Annotated in this window: 13 protein-coding genes and 1 riboswitch; of the genes, 5 read left to right on the forward strand and 8 right to left on the reverse strand. The window is 41.6% G+C overall.

Going from position 1 to position 13,668, the window contains the following annotated elements:
• Window positions 1-117: 117 nt before the first annotated feature.
• The 5 genes from AAYR28_RS15310 to AAYR28_RS15330 all read right to left on the reverse strand — a co-directional run bounded on the left by AAYR28_RS15310 (window position 118) and on the right by AAYR28_RS15330 (window position 5,685).
• Window positions 118-1,872 carry a HAMP domain-containing sensor histidine kinase gene (locus tag AAYR28_RS15310; RefSeq protein ID WP_034280895.1) on the reverse strand — a complete coding sequence of 585 codons (1,755 nt, stop codon included), beginning with the start codon at window positions 1,870-1,872 and terminating at the stop codon, window positions 118-120.
• Between the two features lie 3 nt (window positions 1,873-1,875).
• Window positions 1,876-2,598, reverse strand: a complete 723-nt coding sequence (locus AAYR28_RS15315) for a response regulator transcription factor (protein ID WP_024423448.1) — start codon at window positions 2,596-2,598, stop codon at window positions 1,876-1,878.
• Between the two features lie 175 nt (window positions 2,599-2,773).
• The gene (locus tag AAYR28_RS15320) at window positions 2,774-3,589 is read right to left on the reverse strand and encodes an ABC transporter ATP-binding protein (protein ID WP_024423449.1); all 816 of its coding nucleotides are present in this window, start codon (window positions 3,587-3,589) and stop codon (window positions 2,774-2,776) included.
• 20 nt (window positions 3,590-3,609) lie between these two features.
• Window positions 3,610-4,632, reverse strand: a complete 1,023-nt coding sequence (locus AAYR28_RS15325; RefSeq protein ID WP_061110082.1) for a FecCD family ABC transporter permease — start codon at window positions 4,630-4,632, stop codon at window positions 3,610-3,612.
• Window positions 4,633-5,685, reverse strand: a complete 1,053-nt coding sequence (locus AAYR28_RS15330; protein ID WP_041115689.1) for a FecCD family ABC transporter permease — start codon at window positions 5,683-5,685, stop codon at window positions 4,633-4,635.
• A 248-nt stretch (window positions 5,686-5,933) separates the two neighbouring features.
• Here AAYR28_RS15330 and AAYR28_RS15335 point away from each other — a divergent pair, with 248 nt between their 5' ends.
• Window positions 5,934-6,872: an iron-hydroxamate ABC transporter substrate-binding protein gene (locus AAYR28_RS15335; RefSeq protein WP_061110083.1), complete on the forward strand. Its 939-nt coding sequence runs from the start codon at window positions 5,934-5,936 to the stop codon at window positions 6,870-6,872.
• Between the two features lie 40 nt (window positions 6,873-6,912).
• Here the strand turns inward: AAYR28_RS15335 and AAYR28_RS15340 are convergent, their stop codons facing one another.
• From AAYR28_RS15340 to AAYR28_RS15350, 3 genes are all read right to left on the reverse strand, one after another.
• Window positions 6,913-8,319, reverse strand: coding sequence for an amino acid permease (locus AAYR28_RS15340; RefSeq protein WP_034280899.1), 1,407 nt, complete (start codon window positions 8,317-8,319; stop codon window positions 6,913-6,915).
• A 192-nt stretch (window positions 8,320-8,511) separates the two neighbouring features.
• Window positions 8,512-8,690: riboswitch (Lysine riboswitch) on the reverse strand.
• A gap of 121 nt (window positions 8,691-8,811) precedes the next feature.
• Window positions 8,812-8,955 carry a small acid-soluble spore protein SspJ gene (gene sspJ, locus AAYR28_RS15345; RefSeq protein WP_034280900.1) on the reverse strand — a complete coding sequence of 48 codons (144 nt, stop codon included), beginning with the start codon at window positions 8,953-8,955 and terminating at the stop codon, window positions 8,812-8,814.
• Window positions 8,956-9,036: 81 nt separating this feature from the next.
• Window positions 9,037-9,465 (reverse strand): MarR family winged helix-turn-helix transcriptional regulator, encoded by a 429-nt coding sequence (locus AAYR28_RS15350; RefSeq protein ID WP_034280901.1) that lies wholly within the window; start codon window positions 9,463-9,465, stop codon window positions 9,037-9,039.
• A 170-nt stretch (window positions 9,466-9,635) separates the two neighbouring features.
• On the opposite strand from AAYR28_RS15350, the gene AAYR28_RS15355 reads away from it, so the two are divergent.
• From AAYR28_RS15355 to modB, 4 genes are all read left to right on the forward strand, one after another.
• Window positions 9,636-10,121 (forward strand): metal-dependent hydrolase, encoded by a 486-nt coding sequence (locus AAYR28_RS15355; protein ID WP_034280902.1) that lies wholly within the window; start codon window positions 9,636-9,638, stop codon window positions 10,119-10,121.
• A 123-nt stretch (window positions 10,122-10,244) separates the two neighbouring features.
• Window positions 10,245-12,095, forward strand: coding sequence for an LTA synthase family protein (locus AAYR28_RS15360; protein WP_061110085.1), 1,851 nt, complete (start codon window positions 10,245-10,247; stop codon window positions 12,093-12,095).
• A 115-nt stretch (window positions 12,096-12,210) separates the two neighbouring features.
• The gene (modA, locus tag AAYR28_RS15365; protein ID WP_120207676.1) at window positions 12,211-12,990 is read left to right on the forward strand and encodes a molybdate ABC transporter substrate-binding protein; all 780 of its coding nucleotides are present in this window, start codon (window positions 12,211-12,213) and stop codon (window positions 12,988-12,990) included.
• Window positions 12,990-13,655: a molybdate ABC transporter permease subunit gene (gene modB, locus AAYR28_RS15370; RefSeq protein ID WP_046313199.1), complete on the forward strand. Its 666-nt coding sequence runs from the start codon at window positions 12,990-12,992 to the stop codon at window positions 13,653-13,655. Before modA ends, modB begins: the two co-directional genes overlap by 1 nt.
• The last annotated feature ends 13 nt before the right edge of the window (window positions 13,656-13,668 follow it).

Raw genomic sequence — 13,668 nt, forward strand, 5'->3', positions numbered from 1 at the left:
ATATAGATAAAAATAATTTGTTCACGTTAACAATTTTATTGTAATCGTTTACAAAATTGATTTCAATCCTAAAACAGGAAAAAACGATCTCCTTTAGAAAAGAAAATCGTTTTTTGGCTATTTTACAGGTGATGATTTTTTTAGGATAATCGCAATAGTTGTTCCAGTGCCTAGTTCACTTTCAACTTGAATATCACCGTCATGCAGCAAGACGAGCTCTTTTGCTATCGCAAGCCCGAGACCTGTTCCGTTCGTTGGATCATTTGTATTTGTTCCTCTGTAATAGCGGTTAAATAGGTGATCCACCGTTTCCTGTGCCATTCCGCGGCCATTGTCTTTCATTTCGATCCGAACTTCTTCCTCTGTTTCAGATAAAACTGCTGTAATATGAGTGCCTTTTTCGTTATGCTTCACTGCATTCGCCAGCAGGTTCTCAATCACTCGTCTGAACCATGCTTTATCGATCTCAAATATGACACCATCTGTTTGATCTTCAAAGGAGCATGGATAATCCTCAGATGAAGAGCTTCTTGAAAACTCGTCCATAATGGAAGTTAAAAATTCACTGAGTTCAACCGGTTTCCGATTAATAGGCAGGGCACCATTCTTCAATCGGTATGTGAGGTTTAAATCCTCAATCAGTGTCGACATGTATTCTGATTTCTCACGAATCACCTGTCCCATTTCCATGACTTCTTCTTTGGACCATTGATATTGATCGGATTCAAGCATGAGTCCATAGCCGTAAATCGTACTTAGAGGCGTTTTCAAATCATGAGACAATCCTGCAATCCATTCTTCCCTTGTGGTTTGAATTTTTCTTCGGTTTGCTTCATTCTCTTTTAATGTAAGCGTGAGCTGATCCATTGTTTTTAGGATATCCTCAAATAATCGGTATTCCCGCTTAATACGGCCCTTTTTATTTTTACTGACTGGAATTCCCTTTCTATTTGTTGGTTCCTGCAATTTATTTTTTGATAAGAAAATCAGCCAGCGAATAATGTGATAAATTGGCAGCCCATAACGATACGAATACCACAATGTCATGACAATAATAATAGTGAGTGCAAGACCTGCAATTAAGATGGTTGTATATTGATTTAAAGCGTCTCTCTCTTTATCGTAAAGCTCGTCTGGGCTGTATACTTTATTTGGTACCGAGACGATGATATACAGGTTTTTATTCACCTTCATATAAGTGAGGTCACTTCTAAACTCCCAAGGCTTCGATTGATACTTGAGCAATTCAACATCTGTTACGTTATGTTTCAAACTAGTGTTGGCCCGAATGCCTTTTAAATATTTTCCTTCTTCATTGAACAAATGAACCGATCCATTCATTCTCTTCAAGAATTCTTTCGTTTCAACCGAATATTGAGATAATGCAGCCAAATTTTTCTCGTGCTGTTTCAGATAATTGGCTACCTTTGTGCTGTTCGTTTTGAACCCATATAACACAGTAAAACTTTCTTGATCAATCTCAATTGGCCAGAAGTACATCTTGTAATCTTTAAATTCTCTTTTTTCAAAGATCTTGATCATTTCATCCTTTTGATAAGACGTTGGAATTGATTTAGGGCGGTGATAGCTATAAACGGTATTCTTCTTTGAATCAATCACTTGCAGCCAGCCGTCTCTTTTTTCCACTGCTTGCTTGAGCTGATCGTCGGCTTCCATTTTTCCATCCTCGTTAAAATAAAGCCAGCTCATGAGTGTATCTCCATCAGCTTTTGTTAAACCAGTTTCGGTCATGTTCTCATAGTATTTATTTAAATATAAGTTCTCAGAGAACGTATTGCCGATCGTCAGAATGGCAATCACAATAAACATTTGTCCGACAAAGTGAAAGAAAAGTTTTGCTCGTAAATTCATAAATTATTGAAGGACCTTTGCAGGGTGCGGTATAAATTTATATCCCATACCACGGATCGTCACAATATATTCTGGCTGACTCGGATCTAATTCAATCTTTTCCCTCAGCTTTCGAATATGAACCATGACAGTGTTGTTATCACCATATGATGGGACGCCCCATACTTTCTCATAGATTTGATCTTTTGAGAGAACCACATTCGGATGGTCACAAAAGTACTTCAGCAAAGAAAGAAGCTGAGCAGAACATGCCGTCACCTCTCCTCTTACTTTCAATTCGGCTGCATGAGGATGATAGGAGAAATGGGCATAATGATATTGGCTTTGAGTGTCTTCTTGCTCCTCCTGTAAGGAGATATATGTTCGGTTTAGGTGAGCCTTAATTCTAGCCACTAGCTCAAGCGGGTTAAATGGCTTTGTGATGTAATCATCTGCCCCCTGTGCAAAGCCCGTCAGTTTATCGACATCAGACGTTCTTGCAGTTAAATAGAAAATAGGCACTTTCGTTAACTTTCTGATTTCAGGCAGAACGTCAAAACCAGACTTACCGGGCATCATTACATCTAGAAGTAAGAGGTGGATGTCCTCGTTTTTGACAATATCTAATGCTTCATCTGCATGGTAGGCTTTATAAATATGCTTGAATCCTTCTTTTTTTAATACGCGTTCAACCATTTTCACAATTGCTTCTTCGTCATCTGCAATCAATATTTTTGCTGTTTCCACGCATCTCTTTCCTTTCTAGCTATGATCTCTAACCGTATATTACCATTGTCTAAAGTAAAAAAGTACCTCTTTTCCGCATAAAAGCGAAAAAATATCAACTGGAGAAAATGGCAGCACGAGGAAGTTTCAAACATGCAAAAAAACCCGGCAGCTGCACCGGGTTCCTTTACATCTATTATCCATTCACAGCTTCTAGCTTTCGTTCATGATTCATTAAGTCATAGGTTAAACAGATCGGCTTATTCGTTCTAGGATCAAGCACAATTTCTGCATCAATATGGAATACCCGACTGAGTACATCTTTGGTCATGACCTCATGAGGCGTACCATCTTTTATGACTTTCCCTTGATTGAGGGCAATCATGTAATGTGAAAAACGCGCCGCATGATTCAAATCATGGATGACCATCAACACAGTTCGGCCCTGCTCTCTATTTAAGCGTTCTAACAGCTGAAGAATCTCGAGCTGATGTGCAAGATCCAAATACGTCGTAGGTTCATCTAATAGGAGCAGCTCTGTTTCCTGGGCAAGTGCCATCGCAATCCATACACGCTGACGCTGTCCGCCGGAAAGTGCTTCAATTGGCCGATCATGAAAAGCAATCATTCCCGTTTCCTCAAGTGCCCACCTAATGATTCGTTTATCTTCATTTGATAAACGGCCAAACCCATTTTGATGCGGGAAACGTCCATATGACACGAGCTCATACACTGTCAATCCACTTGGTGCTTCGGGCGTTTGCGGTAAGATCGCCATTTGTTTTGAAATTTCTTTTGTCGGCGTCTCATGGATAGCCTTGCCATTTAAGTAAACAGCTCCTCGATTGGACTTCATAATACGAGACATCGTTTTTAAAATGGTTGATTTCCCGCAGCCATTCGGTCCAATCAGTGTTGTCACCTTGCCTTTTGGGATGCTGACATTCAAATCTTCTACAATCAAACGGTCTTGATAACCGATACAAAGCTTTTCTGTTTCGAGCGATTTCATATGTTGTCTCTCCTTCCTCATTAGTTCGATTTCATCAATAAGTAAATGAAGTAAGGTGCGCCTAAAGCAGAAACGACAAGGCCAACTGGCACTTCTGATGGTGCAAGGATGACGCGGCCAATTGTATCTGCCAGTAATAATAACAGCGCGCCAATCAGCGCGGAGGCCGGTATCATTCCTTGATGCTTTGGCCCAACAAGCTTTCTAGCTAAGTGCGGTGCGGCTAATCCTAGGAAAGAGATACTTCCTGCAACAGCAACACTCGCACCTGCTAATGCAACGGCAATCAGCATGAGAAGACTTCTTTCTTTATGAACAGAAATGCCCAATCCATAGGACAGCTGATCACCTAAATTCATAATGTTTAAGTAGCGTGATCTGACAAGCGCTAATATAAGGAAAATCAGCATCCATGGCAGAACAGATAGGACATACGTCCAGCTCGAGCCATAAATGCTTCCAGATAACCACACGATAGCTTGGTTAAAATCATTTGGGCTCATTTTCAACTGGATGACCACAATTGCTGCTGAAAACGCAGCATTCACACCAATACCAGTTAAAATCAATCGAACAGGTGTGATGCCTTTTTTCCACGCTAACACATAGATGAGAAATGCAGCAAAGCCTGCACCTACGAACGCGAAAAGCGGCAGTATAAAAATTGTAAGATCACCTGAATTTGTCATCGTGCCTTGAAATGCAAAGATAAATAGCACAACGGCAAAGCCTGCACCGGCATTGACACCAAGAATACCTGGGTCAGCTAAACCATTTTGAGAAACACCTTGCCAAATCGCTCCTGATACAGCGATAGAAGCGCCGACAAGTAAAGCGATGACCATTCTTGGAAGCCTGAACTCGAATAATACGAGTTCATCCATTTCACTTCCGAATCCAAAAAGTGTTTTCAATGTATCCATCGGAGAGATCCGAATTTCTCCGGTATTTAAACTAATGAGAAACACAGCTACGATCGCGAAAAAAATCATGAGCATCGTTCGTTGATATTTCTTTTTCTTTGCTTGCTGCACCATTTCCATTTAAATCCCGCTCCTTTCACGTCTAGCTAAGTATAAGAAGAAAGGAACGCCTATAATCGCCGTAATGGCACCGACTGGCGTTTCAAACGGAGCATTGACCAGCCTTGCAGCAATGTCTGCATAAATTAACAATGTGGCCCCTAAGATAGCGGAGCATGGGATAATCCAGCGATAGTCCACTCCGACCAAGAACCGAGTGACATGAGGGATCACAAGCCCAATAAAACCAATAGAGCCTGCTACCGACACGGCAGCACCCGTTAAAAGAATAACAACCACTATACCAAGCACCTTGACCGTTTTCGTATACTGTCCAAGCCCTTTCGCCAGTTCTTCACCTAAGCTTAAAACCGTGATCGAACGAGCAAGGATCATTGCAATGATTAGTCCTGCAATGGCAACTGGAATGATGATATGAATGTTACTCCAATTCACACCTGCCACTCCGCCAGCATACCAAAAGCTCATATCTTGAGCGACGTCAAAACGGATGGCAATGGCTGAGGAGATGGAGCTCAAAAGTGCTCCAACCGCTGTACCAGCTAGTGCGAGCTTTACAGGAGTCAGCCCCCCTTTTGACATAGTACCAACACCAAATACAATAGAGGCACCGAGTGCGGCTCCAACAAATGACCAAAGAATTAATGTAAAAGAAGATTGGCCAGGGAAAAATGCTAGTGCAATGGCAATCGCAAATGCGGAACCATTTGTCACACCCATAATCTCAGGTGACGCAAGCGCATTTCTCGTCATTCCTTGCATAATGGCACCTGATACGGCTAAAAAGGCACCGACGAGAGCAGCTCCAACTGTACGCGGCAGCCTCAATTCCCGAATGATTTGATGTGAAGTTTGATGTGGATCAAAATGAAAAACGGCTTCCCATACAGTCTGTAGATGAATGTTTGCCGCTCCTAATGATACTGATAAAAAAAGACCAAATGCTAAAGCGATCATTCCTATGATGATAACAGCTGCTGTTCCAAAAGGCTTCGTGACAATATCGATCGTATCATCGCTGGCTGGCAGCTGTTTATTCGATTGTGAGCCCAAAACCAGTCTCTTCCTTTCCGTTCATGTCTATTCTCTATTAGTGATAATGATTATCAATCTCGAAGTCTAGTATATCACTTTCTTTTCTTTTTGAAATCACTGTTCTGATAAATTTCTTTATTTTTGTGAGAATTTCATCATTTTTCTTTTGGTTCTAAATTAGCCGATGCATTTTTATACCTATCATGGTACGATAAAATTGAAAATGAGAATCATTATCAAAGGAAAGTGAATAGGAGAGAATTTTTGTGAAAAAACGAACTGGATTTCTTTTGATTTCTTTATCCATCCTTATGATCTTTACAGCCGCTTGCGGCAGCACTTCAAATAAACAATCTGCAACGAAAAAGAAAGACATGATCACATATCAGGATGCCAAAGGAGAAGTGAAGCTTCCGAAAAATCCGAAGCGAATAGTGCTTCTTGCAGAAAGCTATTACGGGGACCTCGTCACACTCGGCAAGACGCCGGTTGCTACGACATCACCCATCTTTAAAAACCCTTTTTATAAAGGGAAAACAGATGGAGTGAAGAATCTCGGAAGGACCCCATCAGTCGAAAAGGTAGCCGCTTTGAAGCCAGATATGATTATTGCATGGGGAGAAGACGAGAAGTTTGATCAATACAAAAAAATCGCCCCAACTGTAGCGGTTAAATACAACCAATATTCCTTCAAAGACCAGCTAAAAGAATTCGGTAAAATGACAGGTACACCAAAAAAAGCAACAGAATGGATCACGAAATGGGATACTAAAATTGCTGAGGTGAAACCAAAGGTAACAAAAGCTGTCGGCAGCAAAACGGTTTCGATCGTATCGCCATTTGATAAAGGTATTTATATCTTTGGAAACACCTTTGGCCGCGGGGGAGAAATCATTTATGACGAGCTGAAATTAAAAGCACCGAAAGTCGTCAAAAAAGAAGCGATCGACAGCGGTGTCGGCTATGCAAACATTTCTCTTGAGAAGCTGCCAGAATTCGCAGGCGACTATATTTTCACAGGTCCATGGAGCGGCTCAAAAAGTAATGGTGACCAAGTCTATCAAAGCAGCATTTGGTCATCACTTCCTGCCGTCAAAAATAAACGTGTATTTGAAATAGATCCAGTCGGTTACTTCTTTAATGACCCAGTGTCACTAGAAGGTCAGCTAGAGTTCATTGTGGACCGATTGACATCTGCGTCATAAAAAAACGTTTCTCCATCTCTGGAGAAACGTCTTCCTTATCTTATACCGTTTCTTTGGCAAATCCTTTTGACATGAATGGATAAAGCAAAATACCCACTAAGAATAGACCGATTCCAAGACCAAAAGTTTTCAAGTCGGCTGTTCCTGAAATAATGACCCAAGCCGAATACCCCATCGCAACAAGTGCAATGATGCCGTCTCTTGTTCGATTTCCTTTTTGAAGCTCATATGTGTCACCTTGCATGATGACCTTAAAGCTGTAGATGGAAGACACAATATACGGAATAAGATACGCAAGTGTCGCTGATGTGGTTAAAAAGGTAAAAGCTTCATTAATCGTACGTGACATCACAGAGAAGATAAACAGCTGTGACATAATATTTGTAACAGTCAAAGCGAAAGCAGGGCTTCCTTTTTTGTTTGTTTTTGCAAATACTGCTGGAAAATCACCAGCCTTTGCTGCTTGATACGGTACTTCTGAACCAAGTAAAATCCAGCCAAGCATCGAACCAAACAAACAAATAATCGCCAGCAGTGCCATGACAATTCCGCCAGCCGGCCCAATAATAAGCTGAAGCACATCCACGAATGGTTTGTCAGAGCCTTGCAGTTGATCATGCGGCAGAACGCCCATTGTAATCAATGTGATAATCATGTAGATCGAAAGTGCGATTAAAAGACCTGTAATCGTCGCACGTTTCACATCACGCTGTGAGGATGCTCTTCCTGATAAAATGACAGCTGATTCAATCCCAATAAATGCCCATAGTGTGGAAATAGCCGCATGATGAATTTGGCCTCCAAGTCCGAGCACTCCTTCCCCGCCTGTTTCAACCGGGAAGTAATAATGTTCAAATAATGCCGTTTGAAAAGCAAATAATCCCGCAACAATAAAAAGGACAAATCCAAGCACCTTCGAAAAGGTTGTAATAAAATTCAATTTACTCGCAGCACTTAAGCTTGTGATTAAAATGGTATGTGTTCCCCATAGAAGAAGAGTACATACGATAAACGTCATGAGCTGGCCAAGTGTGACCGCTTCTTTTCCAAAGGTAAAAACCTCAGTCTTCACGGTGAGAATAGGGAAAAAAGTCGTTAAATAACCAGCAAGGCTTGTAATAATCGCGACATTACTAATCCAGCTTGCCACCCAATATCCCCAAACCATTGTAAAACCGGCCGCTTTCCCTTTTTTCGGATCTTTAAAAAGCGCCCTTGCATAACTTTGTGGTCCAGCCGTCAGCTGCGGCTTATGAATGGACAAATGCCCAAATACAAGCGCAATCATCAGCACACCGCCGCCTGTGACAAGCCATGCCATCGTCACACCTAAAGGACTGGCGTGCTGGGCAAGCGTACTTGGCAGCATAAAGATGCCTGAACCTACCATATTTCCGACGACAAAGGCCGTCAATAACCAAAAACCCCATTTTTTTGTCTGTTCCATTTCCGTACCTCCGTTTTATTCACTTTGGACCAGACCCGGCAGTATCTTCATTGATATATTTGTGAAGCAATGACTTGCATTCTTTATGTTCATCATGGATTACCTTTTTAACAGCATACCCTTATTTTTGTTACTCAGAACATAAAAAAAAGCCTGAACAAAAGTCCATGCTTTTCAAAACATACACCTTGATCTCCGGATAGCCCTCCACGCTTTAAAGACGTGGCAGTCCTGCATTTATTCAATGCAGACCCAGCATAAAGAAAGTTGGAGCTCTCTTTACACTTCGGCGCTGATGCCTTTTTTCTCATGATCTACGATTCCATCTCTCCTATGAGTGACTCATCATCCGCGCAACCTCTACCTCACTGAGACATAGCGTGAGGATTTCTATTCATTTTTACTACACGAAGGTTATCAAACATTCTCACATCTGTCAAAGGGAAAAACATAGAAAAAAGGCAGAGAAGTGTTTCTCTGCTCTTTACCTGCTTATTGTTGGTTGTTTTTCTTCTTTTGTACAGCTTCCTGAAGCGGGTCGCCTGCTAGCTCTTTACTTGCTTCCTCTAACAGCTGATCTACCTGCTGATGGTCTTTCTCACTTTTCGCCTTTTTATCCTTTTGGAAAAATGACATCGCTGTTTCCTCCCTTTTCATAAAATGCGATTGCCTGTTTAATTTGTGCTACAGCGCTCAGACTTATTCAAGGGAAGAGGCTCAATCATCATGAAAGGTCTGTCTCATTTTTTGCAAGTACGACAGAAAGGTTTTTAAATCTTCCTTTGTGAAGTCTGACATCATATGCTGAATCACTTTTCCGAAAAGACGTGTATGCTTTTCATAAATCGCCATCCCTTTTTCCGTGACTTCTAAACGAACAAGTGATGAATCGTCCTTGTCCCGTTCTCTCTGAATATAACCCTGCTCACATAATTTATTGAGCGCAATAGAGGCTGCACCAGGGTTTAAGGAGAGTCTTTGCTTCAGCTCTTCAGCATGTGATACTTTTCCTTGTATCAAAATAGAAAGAGCATATATCTGCGGAGGCGTGATGTCTTTCTCTAACTCAAGTAACTTGCGGTTTAATTTACGGCTGACTTCATAATGTACAAGAACAATTTCTTTTAAAATGTCTGCATTACCCATCCGAATCGCATCCTTATCGTTAGTATCAACATGACTTCCCCCTTATTATAGAATGTTTTTCCATTCAGCCAACCCTTTTGGCCTCTTTTTCTTTAGAAATAAGCCTTGCTGAATGAATCCACCCTTGATATAGTGAGTACTTGAACTAAGATAGAACAGGAGTACGCATCATGACAGGAAAAACACACATCATGGGCGGAATTGCCGCCTCCACTGCCGTTGCCTACTATTATGGATTCGACCCAGTGATAATGGCTGCCGCTGGATCAGCAGGTGCCCTGATCCCTGACCTTTGCCATACAAAAAGTAAGATCGGCAGAAAATTCCCGCTGCTCTCGGCGCTGATCAGCAGTGTGTTCGGTCATCGCACGTTTACACACAGTTTATTATTTTTGCTGATCATTTATTTTCTAGCGACAACATACATTCCAAATGACAGCCTAAGTATCGGTTTACTAGTCGGGATGGCAAGCCATCTCATCCTGGATGCAGGAACAGTGAACGGGATTAAATTTTTATTTCCAGCTTCTATTAAAGTGCGTCTTCCCTTCTATGTCAAAACAGGCAGCGCAGGAGAACAAGTCGTACTGGCTGCTCTTACCGTCGTTACCTGCTATTACATCGCTGTCATCTGCGGCATATCCATCCCATTCTAATGAATCAAAAAGAGATTTCCAAAAAACACAGGATATGAATTGATCATTCCTCATTTTTTTAGTAGGTTTAAGATAAGTGTTTTTGCCTTGCAGCTGAATACAGAATGGTGAGGAGCTACATAAATGAAAGCGTTTTTCAAAGATCACTGGTTTTTAGTGTACTCCATCCTCTTCATGTGGATGAAAACATACATCATTTATCAATTCGGATTTCACATACGAACAGCCAATCTGTTTCATGAATGGCTGCTTTTGATCAATCCACTTAGCTTTTTGCTCCCTTTGTTTGGGATTGCTCTTTTTTTAAATGAAACGAAGCAAAAGTTTTTTTTATTGACCGCAAATTTGATTTTGACGGCGATTCTCATATCGAATACGATTTTTTATGGATTTTATATTGATTTCATTACGATCCCTGTATTATTCCAAGCGAAAAACATGGGAGATATGGGCAGCAGTATGACAGAATTATTCCACCCGCTGTTCTTGCTGATGCTCATTGATTTCGTGGTGCTGGCTTGGCTGTTAAAGCGCAAACCTTTAGCGCCAAAAGCCTCCTTCAAGACGATCAAAACATATTATGCCGTGTGCTGCAGCTTTCTATTGTTTCATGTCAGTTCAGCCATGCTGGATCACCCTCGCTTTCTGACAAGCTCTTATGATCGAGAAGTGATTGTTCGAAACCTTGGGCTGTTCCAGTTCCACCTGTATGACGGCGCTGCCCAAACAGCGCGTATTGGACAAAAAGCCTTTGCAGATGAAGATACACTTTCAACCGTAGCAAACTACACAAAAGCTGATTACAGTGCACCAAACGAAGAGTATTTTGGACTTGCTAAAGGCAAGAACGTTGTGTTCATTTCACTCGAATCAACCCAGCAATTTGTCGTTGATCAAAAGGTGAATGGACAATACATCACCCCCTTTTTAAATCAACTCGCTAAAAAGAGTTTTTATTTTGATGAATTTTATCAGCAGACTGAGCAAGGGAAGACGTCGGATTCAGAGTTTATTGTCGCAAATTCCCTCTATCCATCTAGCAGCGGCGCTGTCTTTTTCACAGCTAGTGACAACGAATACGACACGTTATACAAGCAGTTGAAAAAAGAGAACTATCAATCCGTCCAATTTCATGCGAATAATAAAACGTTTTGGAATCGTGATGTGATGTATGAAGCGTTTGGGATTGACCGCTTTTATGATGTCGATTCGTATCAGGTCAATGAACAGAATTCAACTGGCTGGGGCTTAAAGGATATCGACTTCTTTGACCAATCCATTGATTATTTAAAAAAGTTGAAGGCGCCTTATTACAGCACGTTCATTACCTTGACCAATCACTTTCCATTTGAAATTGATCCAAAGGATCAATTGATTGATGAATATGATTCGTCCAGCGCCATTTTAAACCGCTATGTGACGACCGTCCGCTATCAGGATGAAGCCATTAAGAACTTTTTTGACCGCATGAAAGAAGAAGGACTTTATGACAATACAATGTTTGTTCTCATGGGAGATCACTATGGCATCTCCGAGGCACATCATCAGGCAATGGCAGAGCTGCTCAAAAAAGATGAGATTACACCGTATGATGCTGTGAAATTGCAGCGTGTTCCATTTTTGATTTACATTCCGGGAGTCACAGATCAAGCACCGCAGACAATCTCTGAAACAGCTGGGCAAATCGACGTGAAGCCGACACTCCTGCACTTACTCGGTATTGAAACGAAGGATGCCATTCAATTTGGCAATGACTTATTTTCAAACGAACGGACGCCTTTTGCTGTTTTGAGAAACGGGAACTTTATTACAGATGATTATCTCTATACAAAGAACACCTGCTATGATCAAAAAACAAAAGAACCTGTTGAACAGGATGAGGTGTGTCAGCCTTATATCGAAAAAGCCAATAAAGAGCTTTCCTTATCAGACAAAGTGATCAATGGGAATTTGCTCCGTTTTTATCAGCAATAAAAGCCGCCTTCTGGCGGCTTTTTCTTTTCTCTTTTTACTGAAAGCCTATGAATGGTCAAATAAGTTTGCTTATAATAAAGGATACAGATGATATTGAATAATAAGAGGTGTGAACATGAAGTATACGTTCTTCGCCTTCATCGCCATCTGTTTGCTCCTGAGCGGGTGTCAAACAGAGATGAAGTCATCGGATACAACAACCAAAAAAACAGAGCTTGTCATTTCAGCTGCGGCAAGTCTTCAGGATGCACTTAAAGAAATTGAATCTGCCTTTAACGATGAGCATCCGAATGTGACATTAACAAATAATTTCGGGTCATCCGGCGCATTGAAGCAGCAAATTGCGCAAGGGGCAAAGGCGGATCTCTTTTTCTCTGCAGCTGAAGCGCCCTTTGATGAGCTTGTGAAATCTGGAGACATCGATCAACATTTTATCAAGGATGCCATCCAAAATGAGCTTGTACTCATTGTGCCAAAAGATCACTCTTCCTCTATTAAAAGCTTTCAAGATGTCGAGCACATAAAAGGAAAGGTTGCTCTTGGCACACCTGAATCCGTTCCTGCTGGTACATACGGCAAAGAGATTTTTACAAAACTGAACATCTGGGATCAAGTGAAAAAGAATACTGTGTACGGCAAGGATGTACGGCAGGTTTTAAGCTACGTAGAAACAGGAAATGTGGAAGCAGGTGTTGTGTATAAGACAGATGCCCTCGTTTCCAAAAAAGTAAAGATTGCGGCTGAAGCCAATCAGGACATGCATTCCCCGATCATTTACCCGATAGGGATCGTAAAAGGGACAGAACATTTAGAGGAAGCCAAGTCCTTTTTTCAATTTCTACAATCAAAAGCAGCCAAATCCATTTTTAAAAAGTACGGCTTTCAAGTGACATAATGCCCATGCTGACTGAAGAATTTCTATCTCCCATCTGGCTGTCCGTGCAAGTTGCCGTTGTGAGCGGGCTGCTGGCAACTGTTTTTGGTACAATGATTGGCTATTGGATGGCGCGAACATCATTTAAAGGGAAAATGATCGTAGAAACACTCTTGATGATGCCGCTTGTCCTCCCGCCAACGGTTGTAGGGTTTTTATTGCTCGTCATATTCGGAAGGCATAGCATGATCGGGGAAGCAATTGAATGGATCTTCCACCAGCCGGTCATTTTCACATGGTGGGCGGCGGTAATTGCATCAACGGTTGTGGCATTCCCGCTTATGTATCAATCAGCAAAAGCTGGATTTTCTACGATTGAGTCAGATATTGAAGGGGCTGCAAAAGTAGATGGTGCTCATTCATTCCAAGTCTTTGCCTATATTACAGTACCACTTGCCCTGCCTTCCCTCTTGTCAGGCAGCGTCCTCAGCTTTGCCAGAGCCCTTGGGGAATTCGGGGCGACCTTAATGTTTGCCGGCAACATCCCGGGAAAAACGCAAACTCTTCCAACCGCTATCTATGTGGCGATTGATTCTGGACGAATGGAGCTCGCTTGGGCCTGGACGATTTGTATTGTGATCTTATCTTTTATCATGCTCTTGGCTGTGCGCCGAAGCAGTACGTAAAAAATCCTCTTTC

Source organism: Bacillus safensis, from assembly GCF_039619585.1.
Taxonomy (GTDB): domain Bacteria; phylum Bacillota; class Bacilli; order Bacillales; family Bacillaceae; genus Bacillus; species Bacillus safensis.